This is a genomic window from Candidatus Pelagibacter sp. uisw_098, assembly GCF_059512505.1.
Genome location: NZ_CM183454.1, coordinates 273002 through 289550, shown reverse-complemented (window position 1 = coordinate 289550; position 16549 = coordinate 273002). Strand labels below are relative to the sequence as shown.

Below are 16549 nucleotides of genomic sequence, written 5' to 3'. Positions count from 1 at the left end.
AATGTCTCAAAATTTTGATCCAAATCAAAATTATTATTCATTTATTGATAATAGTACAGAACCACTAGTCTTTATTCATGGTGTTGGGTTAGATCATGAAATGTGGGAGCCTCAAATTAATTCTTTAAATAATCATTCAATAATTACTTATGATTTATTAGGTCACGGAAAAACTCCATACGATAAAGATGAAGTCACTTTGAATGATTTTTCAAATCAATTAGATTATTTATTAAATTTTTTGCAAATAGATAAAATTAATCTTATTGGATTTTCTCTTGGCTCATTGATTGCATTAGATTTTGCTTCTAAATTTCAAGATAAATTAAAAAGCCTTACTGTGATAGGAACAGCATATAAAAGAACTGCTGAACAAAGAGCTTTGGTTACCGAAAGATTTGAACAAGCAAAACTAAATAAACCAATTTCAAAACAAGCACTTAGAAGATGGTTTACAGATAAATATTTAAATAAATATCCAGAAATTTACGATCAATTTATAAAAATTTTAACAAAAGATGGTGAAGATCATTTAAATTTTTTAAAAGCCTATAAGTTATTTGCGTATCATCAAGATGATATAGATATGATCAAAAATATAAAAACTAAAACTCTTGTAATGACAGGATCAGATGATTCAGGTTCAACAGTTAAAATGTCAAAATCCTTATCTAATGATTTAATAAATTCAAGTTTTACTGAGATAAATAATGCAAAACATCTTTGTAGTATAGAGTGTGCAGATGATGTTAATATAAATCTTAAAAATTTTATTAATAATTAAATGATAAAAATTCAAAAATTTAAAATGTACATAGATGGTCAATGGGTTGACTCTGAATCTGGTAAAACTATTGAAACTTTAAACCCTGAGAATAATGAAGTGTGGGCAACTGTACCTGAGGCAGGTACAAAGGATGTTGACAACGCTGTTAAGGCTGCCCAAAAAGCTTTTGAAACATCGTGGGCTAACTTACATCCAAGAGATAGAGCTAAATATTTAAGGTCTTTAGCAAATCAATTAAGAGAAAATGCTGAACATCTTGGTATTATTGAAACTAAAGATACTGGGAAAATTTTTAGAGAAACTAAAACACAAGCCGATTATATTGCTGAGTACTATGATTACTTTGCAGGTCTTGCAGATAAAGTAGAAGGTACGGTTGTACCAATAGACAAGCCTGATATGCAAGTAATAACAACTAGAATGCCTATTGGTGTAATTGCTGCAATCATTCCATGGAATTCTCAAATGTTATTGACTGCTGTAAAATTAGCTCCTGCCCTTGCAATGGGAAATACCGTTGTAATAAAGGCATCAGAGCTAGCACCCGTAACCTTGTTGGAATTTGCTAAATTAGTTGAAAAAGCAGGAATACCAAAAGGAGTTGTTAATATCATTACAGGTTTAGGTGAGCCATGTGGTAGAGCGCTAACTATGCACGACCTTGTTGAAAGAATAGCATTCACAGGTGGTCCAGAAACTGCAAAAAATATTATAAAGAATTCTGCTGAAAACTTATCTCAAGTTAGTTTGGAACTTGGTGGTAAAAGCCCCGTTGTTGTATTTAATGATGCCGAACAAGAAAATGCTCTTAACGGAATTACTGCTGGAATTTTTGGCGCAAGTGGTCAAAGCTGTATTGCAGGATCAAGACTTTATATTCAATCAAAAATTTATGATGAGTTTTTGGATAAATTAGTCGAAAAAGCAGAAAAGATTAAGTTAGGTGCTCCAATGGAAAAAGATACTCAAATGGGTCCTTTAAATAGTTTCAAACAATTAGAAAATATTGAAAAAAATATTAAAGCTACTATTGAACAAGGTGGAAAAATTAGATGTGGAGGAAAAAGATCTAACATATCAAATAAAGGCTATTATTTTCCAGCCACGATAATTGAATGTAAAAATCATACCTTGCCTACGGCAGAAAATGAATTATTTGGTCCAGTATTATCTGTAATGAAATTTGACACTGAAGAAGAAGTAATTAAGCAAATGAATGATAATAAATATGGCTTATCTTCTGGAGTTTACACCTCAAATCTTGGGAGAGGCATGAGGGTTTCTAAGGCAGTGAGAGCAGGAATAGTTTTTGTAAATACATATAGATTAATTTCACCTATGGCACCATTTGGAGGAATTAAAGACAGTGGCTATGGTAAAGAAGCAGGCATTGAGTCTATTAAAGAATATACAAGAATAAAAACAACATGGTATAATTCTTCGGATAAGCCGATGACCGACCCATTCACTATGGGTTAATTATTTGACTGCAAGGCATTACTTTTTAATTTTATTTATTATGTTTATTTTTGGAAGTTCCTATCCAGTAAATAAACTTGCTTTAAATACATCCTTACCACCAATGCTAGCTGGATCTTTAAGAATGCTTATACTTTTTATTTTCCTTCTTCCTTTCTGTAAATTTAAAGTTCCTGATAAAAAATATTTTCTTCCTTTGGCTGGTTTTTCTTTAACTATGGGTTTTGGGGTTATTTTTTTTTTAAATCTAGCATTAGGTGAGGCAACATTCATTGCACCAATTATTATAGGAGCACAACTTGCAATACCATTTGCACTTCTTGCTAGTTCAATTTTTCTTGGTGAAAAAGTTAATACAAAACAATGGTTATTAATATTGGTTTCTTTTTTTGGAATTTTTCTAGTCGGATATGATCCAAATTTAAAAGGAGAAATTTATGCAATTTTTTTATGCAGTGTTTCAGCTTTTTTTTATGGAATTGCAAATGTGTTCTCGAGATACATAAAAGAAATTGATGTAAAATTTACAAATATGATCATGGGATTTACAGGTTTTATAACAATCTTATTATTTTCAATTTTTTCTGAAGGGAATACAGTTGGCCACTTAATGGACATAAACATTAATACCTGGCTCCTATTACTTCATAATGGAGTAATGGTCTCAGTAATTGCTCATACTTCTATGTTTTATCTTTATAAATTTTATTCAGTTAATAAAGTTATGCCTTTCTATTCTTTATTCCCAATATTCGGTTTAATTCTAACTTTTTTTATTTTTGGAGAAATTCCTACGTTGCTTAGCGCAATTGGTGGGACAATTGTGATTATCTCTGTCTATCAGCTTCAAAAATTAGATAAATCACCTGTTGAAAATTTTTTCAAATAAGCTTTAATTTCTTTTTTATAAATTGTTAACAATTAAAAAAGGAAATAATGAAAAAACTATTTATTGCTGCATTTATATTCGTTTCAACTTTTACAACGAATACATTCGCAGAAGTTAAGATGGGAATTATTTTAGGATTTACTGGTCCTATTGAATCTCTAACACCAGCTATGGCTGCATCTGCTGAACTTGCTTTTAAAGAAGCTTCTGATTCGGGCTCACTATTAGGTGGAGAAACTATTACAGTAGTAAGAGCAGACTCAACTTGTGTTGACTCAGCAGCAGCAACTGCAGCAGCTGAAGGTGTTATTTCACAAGGTGTAGCAGCGATTATGGGTGCTGACTGCTCAGGTGTAACTGGTGCTATTGCATCAAATGTTGCTGTACCAAATGGTGTAGTAATGATTTCACCTTCAGCAACTTCACCAGGATTAACAACTCTAGATGACAAAGGATTCTTTTTTAGAACGGCTCCTTCTGATGCTAGAGGTGGACAAATTTTAGCTGACATTACTAAAGACAGAAGAGTTAAGAGTGTTGCTATTACTTATACAAATAATGACTATGGAAAAGGTTTAGCTGACGTTTATGCGGCAGCTTTAAAAGCACATGGCATTAAAGTAACAATTGTATCTGCTCACGAAGATGGAAAAGCTGATTACTCATCTGAAGTAGCTACATTAGCTGCAGCAGGTGGAGATGCGGTAGCTGTAATTGGTTACCTAGACCAAGGTGGAAAAGGAATTATACAAGGTTCTTTAGACTCTGGCGCATTTGATAAATTTATTTTATCTGATGGTATGATCGGTGACTCATTAACTGAAGCTTTTGGAAAAGATTTAAATAAATCTTTTGGTTCAATTCCTGGTTCAATGAACGAAAAAACAGCAGGTACTTTTGCATCAGTTGCTAAAGCGGCCGGCATTGACTCGTCTGGACCTTACACTGGTGAATCTTATGATGCAGCAGCTTTAATCGTTCTAGCGATGCAAGCAGGTGGATCAGCTGATAGAGCTTCTATTGCTAAAAATGTAATGGATGTTGCTAACGGTCCTGGAACTAAGATTTATCCAGGTGAACTTAAAAAAGGTTTAGATTTATTAGCTAAAGGTAAAAAAGTTGACTACGAAGGTGCAACTGGAGTTTCTTTTACTAACGTTGGTGAAGCTGAAGGCTCTTTCTTAGAGAAAGAAATCAAAGGTGGAAAATTTAAAAATAAAAAACAAAGATAATTAATATTTTAATTTTAAAACCCTCAGCAGTGAAAGTTGCTGGGGGGTTTTTTTATCTAAAAACTACTTACAATTCTTAAGATTCCAATAATTGAAATAATTATTAAAAAATAAAATACAACTTTTCTATAAGTTTCTTCCTTACTTTTAACAAAAAATTTATTACCAATAAAAACTCCTAATGGTAAAATTATAATTAATGGAATTACTCTATAAATAGTTGTCATATCAACAATTCCTGAAAAAAAACTTAGAATAAATACGTAAATATCTGTCAAAAAAAATAGAGCTGCCAACGAACCTCTAATTACTGCTGGCTGAATACTTGTGATTAATAAAAAAAGTGCCACTGGCATACCACCCAATGTTGTAAGCCCATTTAGTGTTCCGGAAATTATGCCTGTAAAAAATTTTCCATAATTATTATTAATTTTTTGGTTAGAAAATCCTTGCATTAATAAAATTGAAAAAAATATTATTAACAAACAAATAGATAAATGAATTATTTGTGGATTTAAATACTTCAGTAAATAAAGGCCAATTGGAGAACCAATTATCATTCCTAATAATATTTTAAAAACAAATTTCCAATCAATTTTGTTCCAAATATATGGAACCATAAAAATACTAATTATTACCTCTAACGCTAAGATGATTGGAACTATTTCAATAGCCGGAAGTATAAAAGAAAAACCTGATATACATATTGCAGAAAAACCAAAACCATTAAAACCTCTTATTATAGATGCAATAAATACTATAAATATTACATAATAAATTTCTATTAAACCGAGTTGAAAATAAGATAAAATATCCATCTTATTTTTTTTCTCTAAAATCTGCTCTTAATGTTGATAAAATGATTATAGCTAAAAAGATTAAACAAATTAAATTCATTGTTTTCCAGCTTGTTAAAGTTAAAAAAACTCCTGCCGATAAACTTGCTACTGCTTGAATAGAATAAACAATTAAATCATTAAAGCCTTGTGCCTTGAATTTTTCATCTTCTCTATAAGATATAACTAGTAAACTTGTTCCAGATATAAATAAAAAATTCCAGCCAAATCCTAAAAATATCAGCGCAATTAAATAATTAACAAAGTTTTGCTCAAACAAACTTATTAAAATTGTTATTAAAAATAAAGCGACACCTGCATACATTATTTTACTATGACCAAATTTTCTTATCAAATTGCCTGTAACTAGTGATGGTAAAAACATTGCTGCGATATGAAGTTGAATTACAAACCCTGTTTTAGTTAAACTTATTTTTTCCATTACATGCATACTTATTGGGGTTGCAGTCATTAAAAATGACATCACAGCATAAGCAAAGGCAGAAGCTACTAAAGCTTGTAGAAATCTTGGTTGAGAAATTAACTCTAAATAACTACGTTTGATTTTTTTGTTAACGCGATTTAGTTTATGTCCATCTTCATAAAATAATAAAAAAATTGTTGAAGTAAGAGTTAAAGCTGCAAGTGCAATATAAGATCCAGCATATAAATGTTCAGCTATGATATCTTTTGTTATATTAGCTACATTTGGTCCTATAAAAGCTGAACCTATTCCGGCTAATAATATTATGGATATTGCTTTAGGTGCCATATCTTTTTTTACTGTTTCAACAGCTGCAAAACGATATTGATGACTAAAGGCTACTCCTGCGCCCAGTAAAAAACATGAAAAATTAAAAAGAATAAAGCTTTCATTGATTATTGAGTAAGCAGCTAGAAGAGATGACAAGGAGCTCACTACAGAAGCAAGCATAAATCCTGCTCTACGTCCAATTATACTCATTACCTTTGCTGCAAAAATTGCAAAAATAGCTATACCTACAATTGATAAGGCCATCGGTAGAGTTGCTAAAGATTTTACTGGGCTAAATTGAGAACCAATTATTCCACTTAAAAAAACTGTTACGGGTGCTGCTGTGAAAGCAAAAACCTGACTTAAAATCAGCAACCATAAATTCTTGTTCATTAAAAAAAATATTTATCACCGATGTACATAGCCCATGCTACTGCAGCTCCTAGTATAATGTATTTCATAATATCTTTATTTTATTTCGATTTTCTCAGGAAGTATACCTTTAGGTCGATACCTCATGATCAGTAAAAGACCCATACCCATCATTAAATATCTAAAGTATGGAACACTTTCAATTAAATGAATTTTTAACGAATGTGTGTCTGCTAAACCTGCTGTAAATAGATTAATTAAGAATAGTGCAATTGGTGCTGCCTCAATCCACAAAAACCAGACTGCAAAACCACCTAAAATTGCTCCAAAATTGTTTCCACTTCCTCCAACAATAACCATAACCCAAATTAAAAAAGTATACCTCATGGGCTGGTAACTACCTGGTGTAAATAAACCATCTTGAGTAACTAACATGGCACCAGCAATTCCAACTATAGCTGAGCCTAAAATAAAAATTAATAAGTGTTGTTTAACAACATTTTTTCCCATTGCGTTAGCAGCTTCTTCATTATCTCTTATCGCACGCATCATTCTTCCCCATGGGGAGTAAAGAGCTTTTTGAGTAACTATTAATAAAGCTATAACAACAATTAAAAATAAACCTGAATAACAAAGTTTTACAAAAACTGATGATCCCTCAATTACTAATTGATTAAGGGCTGCCTGTTTATCATTAATACTTGAGATTAAATCTAATTTTCCAGAATTAAATTTTGCAACTAGATTTATAAACCATTCTTTAGTTTGGAGTTCAATTTCATAAGGTACTGGTCGATCCAGTCCAATTACATTCTTAACTCCCCTTGTTAACCAATCTTCATGTTTAATAATGGCTATAACTATTTCTGAAATAAGTAATGTTGCAATAGCTAGATAATCTGCTCGTAAACCTAACGCAACTTTACCAACTATAAATGCTAGACCTGCTGCAAAAAATGCACCTACAATCCAAGAAAACATAATTGGCAATCCTAATCCGCCAAGAAATCCTGTTGTTGCAGGGTTAACATTTTCAATAGCCTCAATACTTGTCTCTGATGTAACTCTTATAATGATAATTCCAGCAATAATAATTGTAGCAATACCATAAGTTCTAATTTTAGATTTTTCAAAATTTTTTAATACAAAGCGTATTGCAAAGACCATCACGACTATTAACCACAAAGACATTAAAATACTAAAACCACCTGCAACCCATGCCTCTTGTACGGGTTCAACAGATATCAAAACTGCAGCTAATCCACCTAATGCTGCATAACCCATAAGACCAAAATTAATTAAACCTGCATACCCCCATTGAATATTTGCACCCATGGTCATTACCGCAGAAATCAAACACATGTTAAAAATTGATAGAGCTACATTCCATGATTGAAATATTCCAACTAAGATAATTAAACCCATCATTATTGTGTAGGCTGTAATCACGTTTAAGTGCTTTCTCACAGCACCTTCCCTTTGAATATTCCGTTAGGTCTATAAAGTAAAACGATCACCAGTATAGAAAATGATACAGCGAATTTATAATCTGTTGATAATAGTTGAACTAAAGTTTCTGGCTCCATGCTTGCTGGTAAAACATACATAAAGAATTTTTTATAAGCATAGGTTAAGAATATTTCCGAAAATGCTATGACATACCCTCCTAAAAATGCTCCAAACGGGTTTCCAATACCCCCAACAATTGCTGCAGCAAAAATTGGTAACATGTTATTAAAGTAGGTAAATGGCTTAAAACTTTTGTCTAAACCATATAAAGCCCCACCAATTGTCGCCAAAATACCTGCAATAATCCAAGTAATCATAACTACTCTTTTAGGGTCAATCCCAGATAATAAAGCTAAATCCTCATTATCAGAGTAAGCACGCATGCTTTTTCCTGTCTTAGTTTTGTTTAAAAACCAAAATAAAATAGAAACTAATACAATTGTTACAAATATTGTTAATACCTGGCTAGATTTAATTGCTAAACCTTCGTTAAGTCCAGTCATTTCTTTGAACTCACCTGCTTTGATAATAAATCTTTCTCCATCAAAAAATCTTTGATCTGATGGTCCTATTATTATTCTAACTACTGCTTGAGTTACAAACATCACACCAATACTAACCATTGCAAGCTGAACAGGAGGACTTTTACTTACTCTATAATATCTAAAAACAAATTTATCGATTAAGAGCATGTACCCAATTGTTAAAACAATTGCAAAAGGAATGGCAAGTAATGCTGTTGGTAAAACTCCTAAAGAAATTCCAAGTGATTGGAAATACCAGGTGAACAATATTGTAACCATTGTACCAAAAGCCATCATGTCTCCAGTTGCAAAATTAGCAAATCTCAGAATTCCATAAATTAAAGTTACAAATATTGCACCTAATGCTAGTTGCGAGCCATACGTAAGTGCTGGTATAAAAATGTAATTTAATAGTAATATAATTGCGTTTAAAAATTCCATACTATCCACCTAAAAAAGAGCTTCTTACTCTTGGGTCGTTTAATAATTCTTTTCCTGTTCCTGAATATTTATTTTCACCTGTAACTAACACATATCCTCGATCAGAAATGTTAAGAGCTTGCTTAGCATTTTGCTCGACCATTAAAATTGCAACATTAGTTCTTTTAACTTTAATTATATGATCAAATAATTCATCCATTACTATTGGAGAAACTCCAGCAGTTGGTTCATCTAACATTAACACAGATGGTTTTATCATTAATGCTCTACCAAGAGCTACTTGTTGTCTTTGACCTCCTGATAATTCTCCAACTAATTGATTTCTTTTTTCTCTAAGTATTGGAAACAGTTCATAAATTTCTTCTATAATATTTTGATAATTATCATCTCTTAAGTAAGCCCCCATCTCTAAATTTTCTTCAACGCTCATTCCTGAGAATACATTTTTTGTCTGTGGTACAAATGAAATACCCTCTCTCACCCTATCTTGTGGTGAAAGTTTTGAAATATCTTTGCCATCAATTATAACTGAGCCTGATTTTAAACTTAAGAGACCTAGCATTGCTTTCATGGCTGTTGATTTACCAGCACCATTAGGCCCAAGAATTGAAACTATTTCACCTCTGTTCACATCAACAGAACAAGAATTAATGATATCAGGTCCATTACCATAACCGCCTGTCATTTTTAAGCCTTCAAAAAAAGCCATTAATTTTCATCCTTTATTTTTGATCCTCTGCCTAAATAACTTTCTATAACCTTTTCATCTTTCTTAGCTTCTTCAGCAGTACCCTCAAATAAAACTGACCCTTCTGCCATAACAATAACAGGGTTACACAATCTACTTATAAACTCCATATCATGTTCGATCATACAAAATGTGTACCCCTCTTCCTTATTTAACTTAAGAATCGCAGTACCTAGATCTTTAAGTAGTGTTCTATTAACACCAGCCCCTACTTCATCAAGCAATACTAATTTTGCATCAACCATCATAGTTCTTCCAAGTTCTAATAATTTTTTTTGGCCACCTGATAAATTTCCAGCTAATTCATTTGATAAATGAGTTAGATTTAAAAAATCAACTACATCTTGAGCTTTTTGTTTTACAGCAAGTTCTTCAGTTCTAACTAAACTTGGTTTTAGTAAAGCTGTCATTAAATTTTCACCTGATTGATTTTTAGGAACCATCATTAAATTTTCAAGCACAGAAAGATTAGTGAACTCATGTGCTATTTGAAACGTTCTTAAAATTCCTTTAGAAAATAATTCATAGGAAGGAACATCTGTCACATCTTCATCATTAAATAACACTTTTCCTTGTGAAGATTTTAAATTTCCAGCAATTAAATTAAACAAGGTAGTTTTACCTGAGCCGTTAGGTCCTATTATACCTGTAATAGATCCTTTCTTAATCTTTAAAGAGCAATCTGAAACTGCAGCCAAGCCTCCAAAATACTTAGATAGATTTTCAATCTGTAAGATGTTTTGTTGTTGATCCATGAAATTTATTTATTTATTTAATCTTTTATGAATACTGTTGAGTGTCTTTTCTAAAGATTTATAAAAACCTACTTTTATTAGCTCTTTGACTCCTTGTTCATTTAAACCTTTAGGTGTTTGAGATTCTTTTACTAAGTGTTTTAAATCTTTTTTAGAATTCACAACCGCATCTTCAGATAACGCTAAAAATAAAGAAGTTATATATTTTTGTGCATCATTTCGCTTAACCCCTCTTTTAACCAACCAGTCAGTCATCACTCTTAACAGTTCATAAAATGGAGCCATCATTCCAGATGTAGACCAAAAATTAATTGAAGATTTTTCATTTTTAATTTCAACTGTTGTGCCAATTTTATTAAAGAAATCTTTTACCTTTTTATTGGGTGGGCAAATTGGTACTGGTCCTTTTTTTAATGATATTGGAGGTAACGGTATTGCTCTTATAATTTTTGCCTTAACTTTAATTGCTTTTTTAAGTTGAGCTAAAGTAATTGTTGATATGAAGCTGATTATAGTTTGATTGGATCTAAACTTTAAATTTTTAATAATTTTTTCACCCACAGTTGGAATTACTGATAAAAATATCCAATCACATGAATTAACTATTTCCTGATTATCTTTGCTAATAGTTATCTTTTTAAACTTTTTTTTTAAGGTGCTAGATATAGATTTATTTCTCTGCGAGATGATTATTTTATTATATGGAATACTAGAGCTACAAATACCAGTGATCACAGCAGACGTAATTTTACCTGTTCCTATAAAGCCTAATTTCATAAATATAGTTACTTTATAGTGATATTAGTGAATTAATTAATAAAAAAAGAACCTCTAATTCTCAACAGTTCTCTACTTAAATCTTTATTCTCTTTGAAGGGTTTTCTTCCATGTAGCCAAAAATAATTATTAGCTACAATGCTTGACCCAGGTGCTAGTTTAGTGATTACTTTATTCTTACTCTCCTCCAAACCATCTGATAATTTTTGTAAGAAAATTCCTTGATCCATATTTTTTGGCTCAGGGAATTGATCAATATAAGAAATTTTTGGCTTACCCTTATCATCTGTTGTGAAAACTGGATGTTCAACTTTATATTCTATATTTTTACTTTTAGGAGAACCCCAAACAAAATCTTTTCTTCCAACTGGATCATTAAATAAATCCTCACAATGTTCCCAGTCATCAAGATGAAGCATTGCCGTTTCTCCACCCAGCACATTTTGTTCTTCAATTTTAGTCATAAGTAGCCAATCTGTGGTCTCCTTAACATATGTGCCGTCTGTATGGAGATCCATATTTGTGTAGGCTTTTCTCAAATACGAGTCACTTTTATCTTCGTGCTTTACAAAAAATCTTGCATAATATTTTCCAGCCATTGCATCGTGGTTTGGATTGCCAATTAAATAAGCAATTGCTGTTGATAGTTTAACTAAAAACGTATCATTAATTTTTGAACTTATATTTTTTGGACCAATTATAAAACAGCCTGTGTCTCTGTCTCTTACTATTGAGTTAAGTAATTTGCTTAATTTATTAGAAGTTAAATTGTCTAAACTTTTAGCAATAGTAAATCTAGTAAATGGTTTATACTCTAAAGCAGTGATATCAAATTTGTTGAATGGAAATATCAATTTATCTAAAATTTCATCTTCAATTCTAATATCAATTATTCTTTTTGAATCTTGATGTTTTGTTATTGTTATGCCAGAGATATTTTTCATTAGAGATAATTACTTAGTACTGTCATCATAATAGCAGAAATCACAGTTGGATAAACAAAATTTCTTTTTGAAATAAAAAATATGAATAAACAAAATAAAACCACGACAATTCTACTTAGATAACTAGCATCAGACAAAACACCTACCGGAAATATAATTGTTCTGGCTATTAGTGCAGCTAGTGTTGAATAAGCAAGACAATTAAACCATCTAAATAACTTTGAAGTTTCTTTTATTCCTTCTGATGAGATTACCCCTAATAATCTAGATGAAAAAGTTGCTAATGATGTAACTAAAATTGCAAGAACTACACTAGTTGACATTTAGTTCTCCTATAAAATAAGCAATGGTTCCACCAACTAACCCACCTAGTAAAATTGACCACTCAGGTGATAGAAAATAAAATATTGGTCCCAATAATAGACCCAAAATTACTGCAGCTGTAATTTGAATGGTCTTCATTGCACCCACCATCATACATAAGAAATAAATTGGGTTTAAAATTGCTAAACCCATCATCATATTTTTATCTAAATAATCTGAAGCATAAAAACCAATAAAAGTACCTATTACTGCTGTAGTCCAGGTTGCACAACCAATTCCAATCCAAAAATCAATTCTGTATTTTTTTTCAATACTTTTATAATTACTCTTCATTATCAGCCATGCAGACACAGCTATGAAGTGACAAGAAAAATAATATTTCCACTTAGGTTGGCTTTTATGCATCATTAATGGGAATAAAGAAACTGCCATTGGATACAATCTTGCATTAACAAACCAAACAGCCAAAAATATATTAAGTAAAGATGCTCCAACTAATAATGACTCCGCCATTACTAGCGATCCAGGTAACGCATAAGTAAGCATTGTTGAAAAAATGCTTTCTTGAATATTAAAACCCAAATTTTTAAGAAGTGCACCTATTGCTATAAAACAACAACCGAGTGCAAGAGCAGGACTATCAGGAGCTAGAATTGATCTAAAACCTTTAAAGAAAAATTCTTTATTAATCATTAACCTCCAAGGAATAATCTACCAACATCAGGATTTTTTAACAAATCATCCCCTTTGCCAGCGATCGCAGTTTGTCCAGATACTAAAACGTAACCTATATCTGCAAACTCTAATCCCTTTTTAGCATTTTGTTCTACTAAAATAATTGTTTTCTTCTCTGTTTGTTGAAGATCCCTTAAAATTTCAAAAACCATATCGATATATCTTGGCTCTAATCCAATAGATGGTTCATCAACTAGTAATACCGATGGTTTCATAACTAATGCTCTAGAAATTTCTAATAATCTTCTTTCTCCACCTGATAAAACTTTAGCAGGTTGATTTCTTCTATTTCTTAATCTTTCATATTTTTCAAAAATTCTTTCTGCTTCTTCATAGGACTCATCAGTATTTTCTTTGGAATAACCACCCATCAATAAATTTTCTTCAACAGTCATATCTGGAAAAACAGAATTATCTTGAAGTATATAAGCAATTCCACATGATGTAAGTTTTTGAGCTGGAGTTAAGTTGGTAATTTCTTTTCCATCAATTTCTATTTGTCCTGAAAAAATATTTGTAAATCCATAAATAGAATGAAGTATTGTAGATTTTCCTGCACCATTTGGTCCAATCAAACATAGTGACTGAGCCTTACTTACATTTAAATTAAAATCATGAAGTATTTCCATTTTACCATAACCCGCTGATAATTTTTTTATAGTTAGGTGGTTATTATCTGGTGATAGTTTTTGTAAATCTTCTGGCCCTGGTGCTTTACCTAATACATCATATTGATTTGACATTATTGTGCTCCCAAGTAAGCGTCTAGCACACGCTTATCATTTTTAATTTCATCTGGAGTTCCGTTTGCTAACATTTGACCGTGTGCTAAACAAAAAACTCTTTGTGCTAAATTCATTATTACTTTCATGTTGTGCTCTATAACTAGCAAGGTAATTCCATAGTCTTTATTAACACTAATTAAACGATCGATAATTCCATTAATCAATGTTGGATTAATTCCAGCTGTTGGTTCATCTAATAAAAGCATTTTAGGTTCATTCATTAGTGCCATTGCAAGTTCCAATAGTTTTTGCTGTCCAAATGAAAGATCTCCTGCTCTGAGCTTTCTTTTTTGATGAAGCCCTACAAATTTTAATAACGTCTCAGCTTTATCTGTTAAATCAGAAGGTATCTTTTGAAATACTGATAATATTCCATCATTCTCAGGTTTATTACTGATTAACATATTTTGAATACAGTTTAATTTTCCATAAATTCTAGTTTGTTGAAAAGTTCTAAGTAATCCAAGCTTTGCAACAACAGGCACTGGCAGTTCTGAAACTTCTGTACCATCAAATTTAATTGAACCATTGTCGATTGGATAAGTTCCTACAATTGAATTAAATAAAGTAGTTTTACCAGATCCATTTGGACCAATTAATCCAACAATTGAACCTTGTTCAACTGACATTGAAATATCAACGTTGGCCTTAACGCCACCAAAAGACTTACTTACATTTGATATGTCTAATATAGCCATTACTTTAATTCCACCTGTGCTTTTAAGTCAGCTTCATCGACAACTTCACCAAATCTTTCAGGATACTTTTCTCTTAACCATCCCATTACCCCTTCAGGAAAATAAACAACGATTACAATAATTAAAACTCCAAGAGCAACATACTGCCAGCCCAAGAAGTAAGTCCAAAAACCCTCTTTAAATAAGTGAAATATAGTTGCACCAACAAGTGGCCCCCATAAAGTTCCTTTACCACCAAGGATTGCCATTAAAACCATGAACACACCAAACGTTGGTCCAGCAAATGCAATTTCAGTTGGTTCAATGTATCCATTTATATGACCCATTAATCCTCCAGCAATTCCAACAAAGAAAGCTGATACCATCCAGCCAATAATTTTATATCTCATGGTGTGAATTCCCATTGCCTCCGCTTTATCTTCATTGTCTCTTATTGCATTTAAAACTAAACCAAATCTTGTGCTGTAGGCCCACTTCAAAGTAATAAAAGTTACAACTGCAAGAGCAAAACACAAATAATATAAAAACTGAGATGATGATGCATTAGATCCAAATCCTTTTGGCCAAACTGGAACTGTCATACCTTGACCTGCACCAATAATCTCAATTCCACCCGCAAGTTCGCCTGCAGCAATTCCTAATGCTAAAGTACAAATTGCAAAGTAGTGTCCTCTTAAACCTAAAATCCCATAACCAATTACTCCTGCAATTATTGTCGGAATAATTCCTGCTAGTAATATACCAACACCAAAACCTTGAAAAAATTGAGGGATAGTATGAACAAAAGTTTTTTCTCCACCTGCGTCTGTCCATTCTGCTAGTGAAAAGAACATTGCTATTTGAGTGCTTGATGCAACATACATTCCAACGCCAAAAAATAATATATTACCGAACGTGTTGTAGCCCATTTGTCCACCTTGAACGTCCCAAGTCATAGCTAAAACAATCAATATATAAAGAAACGATAATTGAAGTTTGTAAGCTGGAAATATGAATGCTCCAGCTAAACCAAAAATTATTAAGCCTGCGTATAGGAGTGTATTTTTATTCATTATTTTAAATACTCTCTTTTTCGAGCTAATTTAAACCTTCTATAAACCAATATAATAACTAGTAACGAGAATACTGCTGCAATTCTAAATTCTGTTCCAAGCAGATAATCAGCCCATTCTTCAAATACACCAAGTCCCATTCCTGATATTGCAACTGCTGGTAAATTTCCTAAACCTGCAATAATTACAATCATGAATGATCTAACCGTGTAAGGTAATCCTGTATAAGGATGAAGTGTGAATGTGATTGCAATACAAGCTCCTGCTATTCCACATAATGCTGCATTAATTCCAAAAGTTGCTGCATAAACTTTCTCAGTATCAACACCCAAAATCTTTGCTGCTCTTGCGTTTTGAGCTGTTGCTCTAATTGCTCTACCTAGTTTTGATTTCTTCATGTAGATGACAAGAATAATTGCAGATATCACACAAACTGCTCCTGAAAATATTTTAGCATTAGGAAGTGTTACTGAATTATTAAACAGCATTGTTGTTCCAAAATTTGACTGAGCAACTACAACATCTGCACCAAATGCAAAATTCATTAATTGCTGAGCTAAAATACTAATTCCAAATGTAGCAAGAATTGAAGTAAATAAATCTTTATCTACTACCTTATTAATAACAAGCTTGTACATTCCCCAACCCACACAATACATAATGATTGGCGATACAATCACGCCAAAGGCTGGGTGAATTCCTGATAGATACATAAAGTATGCAATGTATCCACCCATGATTACTAATTCTCCTTGAGCAATGTTTATTATATTCATTACTCCCCACTGTAATGCCATTCCATAAGCAATTAATGCAAACAAAATACCAAGAAGTATTCCGTCCATTGATGCTTGAACCATTAAGATCGGTGCTTGAAAAATTAAGAAATCCATAAATTCTTTAGATGT

Annotated in this window: 18 protein-coding genes; 4 read left to right on the top strand and 14 right to left on the bottom strand. The window is 31.9% G+C overall.

Annotated features, from left to right (window positions below; translation table 11 throughout):
• Position 1 precedes the first annotated feature (1 nt).
• Genes AC5YF9_RS01525 through AC5YF9_RS01510 form a run of 4 tightly spaced genes read left to right on the top strand, consistent with a single transcriptional unit; the run spans position 2 to position 4387 of the window.
• A complete protein-coding gene (locus AC5YF9_RS01525) occupies positions 2 to 784 on the top strand; it encodes an alpha/beta fold hydrolase (RefSeq protein WP_415304288.1) in 783 nt (260 codons plus the stop codon).
• Entirely contained in the window at positions 785 to 2266 is a 1482-nt protein-coding gene (locus AC5YF9_RS01520) for an aldehyde dehydrogenase (RefSeq protein ID WP_415304287.1), read from the top strand.
• 4 nt (positions 2267 to 2270) lie between these two features.
• Positions 2271 to 3155, top strand: coding sequence for a DMT family transporter (locus AC5YF9_RS01515; RefSeq protein ID WP_415304286.1), 885 nt, complete (start codon positions 2271 to 2273; stop codon positions 3153 to 3155).
• A 47-nt stretch (positions 3156 to 3202) separates the two neighbouring features.
• Positions 3203 to 4387 carry an ABC transporter substrate-binding protein gene (locus tag AC5YF9_RS01510; protein WP_496169915.1) on the top strand — a complete coding sequence of 395 codons (1185 nt, stop codon included), beginning with the start codon at positions 3203 to 3205 and terminating at the stop codon, positions 4385 to 4387.
• Between the two features lie 56 nt (positions 4388 to 4443).
• Here AC5YF9_RS01510 and AC5YF9_RS01505 read toward each other — a convergent pair whose 3' ends face one another.
• The 14 genes from AC5YF9_RS01505 to AC5YF9_RS01440 form a co-directional block, all read right to left on the bottom strand.
• Positions 4444 to 5205 (bottom strand): sulfite exporter TauE/SafE family protein, encoded by a 762-nt coding sequence (locus tag AC5YF9_RS01505; protein WP_415304285.1) that lies wholly within the window; start codon positions 5203 to 5205, stop codon positions 4444 to 4446.
• Between the two features lies 1 nt (position 5206).
• On the bottom strand, positions 5207 to 6370 hold the full coding sequence (locus tag AC5YF9_RS01500) for an MFS transporter (protein ID WP_415304284.1): 1164 nt from the start codon (positions 6368 to 6370) through the stop codon (positions 5207 to 5209).
• 75 nt (positions 6371 to 6445) lie between these two features.
• Positions 6446 to 7777: a branched-chain amino acid ABC transporter permease gene (locus AC5YF9_RS01495; RefSeq protein WP_415304906.1), complete on the bottom strand. Its 1332-nt coding sequence runs from the start codon at positions 7775 to 7777 to the stop codon at positions 6446 to 6448.
• Between the two features lie 35 nt (positions 7778 to 7812).
• The gene (locus tag AC5YF9_RS01490) at positions 7813 to 8823 is read right to left on the bottom strand and encodes a branched-chain amino acid ABC transporter permease (protein ID WP_415304283.1); all 1011 of its coding nucleotides are present in this window, start codon (positions 8821 to 8823) and stop codon (positions 7813 to 7815) included.
• 1 nt (position 8824) lies between these two features.
• The gene (locus tag AC5YF9_RS01485; protein ID WP_415290109.1) at positions 8825 to 9532 is read right to left on the bottom strand and encodes an ABC transporter ATP-binding protein; all 708 of its coding nucleotides are present in this window, start codon (positions 9530 to 9532) and stop codon (positions 8825 to 8827) included.
• Positions 9532 to 10326, bottom strand: a complete 795-nt coding sequence (locus tag AC5YF9_RS01480; protein WP_415304282.1) for an ABC transporter ATP-binding protein — start codon at positions 10324 to 10326, stop codon at positions 9532 to 9534. The genes AC5YF9_RS01485 and AC5YF9_RS01480 overlap by 1 nt, the downstream gene beginning before the upstream one ends.
• Before the next feature lie 9 nt (positions 10327 to 10335).
• Positions 10336 to 11103, bottom strand: coding sequence for a pyrroline-5-carboxylate reductase (locus tag AC5YF9_RS01475; protein ID WP_415304281.1), 768 nt, complete (start codon positions 11101 to 11103; stop codon positions 10336 to 10338).
• Positions 11104 to 11135: 32 nt separating this feature from the next.
• Positions 11136 to 12047, bottom strand: coding sequence for a glutarate dioxygenase GlaH (gene glaH / locus AC5YF9_RS01470; RefSeq protein WP_415304280.1), 912 nt, complete (start codon positions 12045 to 12047; stop codon positions 11136 to 11138).
• Positions 12047 to 12370 carry an AzlD domain-containing protein gene (locus AC5YF9_RS01465; RefSeq protein WP_415286010.1) on the bottom strand — a complete coding sequence of 108 codons (324 nt, stop codon included), beginning with the start codon at positions 12368 to 12370 and terminating at the stop codon, positions 12047 to 12049. The genes glaH and AC5YF9_RS01465 overlap by 1 nt, the downstream gene beginning before the upstream one ends.
• On the bottom strand, positions 12360 to 13064 hold the full coding sequence (locus tag AC5YF9_RS01460) for an AzlC family ABC transporter permease (RefSeq protein ID WP_415277943.1): 705 nt from the start codon (positions 13062 to 13064) through the stop codon (positions 12360 to 12362). Before AC5YF9_RS01460 ends, AC5YF9_RS01465 begins: the two co-directional genes overlap by 11 nt.
• Positions 13064 to 13849 (bottom strand): ABC transporter ATP-binding protein, encoded by a 786-nt coding sequence (locus tag AC5YF9_RS01455; protein ID WP_415277944.1) that lies wholly within the window; start codon positions 13847 to 13849, stop codon positions 13064 to 13066. The genes AC5YF9_RS01460 and AC5YF9_RS01455 overlap by 1 nt, the downstream gene beginning before the upstream one ends.
• Positions 13849 to 14589, bottom strand: a complete 741-nt coding sequence (locus AC5YF9_RS01450; RefSeq protein WP_415277945.1) for an ABC transporter ATP-binding protein — start codon at positions 14587 to 14589, stop codon at positions 13849 to 13851. Before AC5YF9_RS01450 ends, AC5YF9_RS01455 begins: the two co-directional genes overlap by 1 nt.
• Complete coding sequence (locus tag AC5YF9_RS01445) at positions 14589 to 15641, bottom strand: branched-chain amino acid ABC transporter permease (protein WP_415277946.1); 1053 nt, start codon at positions 15639 to 15641, stop codon at positions 14589 to 14591. The genes AC5YF9_RS01450 and AC5YF9_RS01445 overlap by 1 nt, the downstream gene beginning before the upstream one ends.
• Positions 15641 to 16534: a branched-chain amino acid ABC transporter permease gene (locus tag AC5YF9_RS01440; RefSeq protein WP_168607277.1), complete on the bottom strand. Its 894-nt coding sequence runs from the start codon at positions 16532 to 16534 to the stop codon at positions 15641 to 15643. The genes AC5YF9_RS01445 and AC5YF9_RS01440 overlap by 1 nt, the downstream gene beginning before the upstream one ends.
• Positions 16535 to 16549: the final 15 nt, after the last annotated feature.

What these genes read in the sequence shown, in the direction of transcription:
- AC5YF9_RS01525 (WP_415304288.1), top strand. Translation starts at nt 2, where the DNA reads ATGTCTCAAAATTTTGATCCAAATCAAAATTATTATTCATTTATTGAT.
- AC5YF9_RS01520 (WP_415304287.1), top strand. Translation starts at nt 785, where the DNA reads ATGATAAAAATTCAAAAATTTAAAATGTACATAGATGGTCAATGGGTT.
- AC5YF9_RS01510 (WP_496169915.1), top strand. Translation starts at nt 3,203, where the DNA reads ATGAAAAAACTATTTATTGCTGCATTTATATTCGTTTCAACTTTTACA.
- AC5YF9_RS01505 (WP_415304285.1), bottom strand. Translation starts at nt 5,205, where the DNA reads ATGGATATTTTATCTTATTTTCAACTCGGTTTAATAGAAATTTATTAT.
- AC5YF9_RS01500 (WP_415304284.1), bottom strand. Translation starts at nt 6,370, where the DNA reads ATGAACAAGAATTTATGGTTGCTGATTTTAAGTCAGGTTTTTGCTTTC.
- AC5YF9_RS01495 (WP_415304906.1), bottom strand. Translation starts at nt 7,777, where the DNA reads ATGATGGGTTTAATTATCTTAGTTGGAATATTTCAATCATGGAATGTA.
- AC5YF9_RS01490 (WP_415304283.1), bottom strand. Translation starts at nt 8,823, where the DNA reads ATGGAATTTTTAAACGCAATTATATTACTATTAAATTACATTTTTATA.
- AC5YF9_RS01485 (WP_415290109.1), bottom strand. Translation starts at nt 9,532, where the DNA reads ATGGCTTTTTTTGAAGGCTTAAAAATGACAGGCGGTTATGGTAATGGA.
- AC5YF9_RS01480 (WP_415304282.1), bottom strand. Translation starts at nt 10,326, where the DNA reads ATGGATCAACAACAAAACATCTTACAGATTGAAAATCTATCTAAGTAT.
- AC5YF9_RS01475 (WP_415304281.1), bottom strand. Translation starts at nt 11,103, where the DNA reads ATGAAATTAGGCTTTATAGGAACAGGTAAAATTACGTCTGCTGTGATC.
- glaH (WP_415304280.1), bottom strand. Translation starts at nt 12,047, where the DNA reads ATGAAAAATATCTCTGGCATAACAATAACAAAACATCAAGATTCAAAA.
- AC5YF9_RS01465 (WP_415286010.1), bottom strand. Translation starts at nt 12,370, where the DNA reads ATGTCAACTAGTGTAGTTCTTGCAATTTTAGTTACATCATTAGCAACT.
- AC5YF9_RS01460 (WP_415277943.1), bottom strand. Translation starts at nt 13,064, where the DNA reads ATGATTAATAAAGAATTTTTCTTTAAAGGTTTTAGATCAATTCTAGCT.
- AC5YF9_RS01455 (WP_415277944.1), bottom strand. Translation starts at nt 13,849, where the DNA reads ATGTCAAATCAATATGATGTATTAGGTAAAGCACCAGGGCCAGAAGAT.
- AC5YF9_RS01450 (WP_415277945.1), bottom strand. Translation starts at nt 14,589, where the DNA reads ATGGCTATATTAGACATATCAAATGTAAGTAAGTCTTTTGGTGGCGTT.
- AC5YF9_RS01445 (WP_415277946.1), bottom strand. Translation starts at nt 15,641, where the DNA reads ATGAATAAAAATACACTCCTATACGCAGGCTTAATAATTTTTGGTTTA.
- AC5YF9_RS01440 (WP_168607277.1), bottom strand. Translation starts at nt 16,534, where the DNA reads ATGGATTTCTTAATTTTTCAAGCACCGATCTTAATGGTTCAAGCATCA.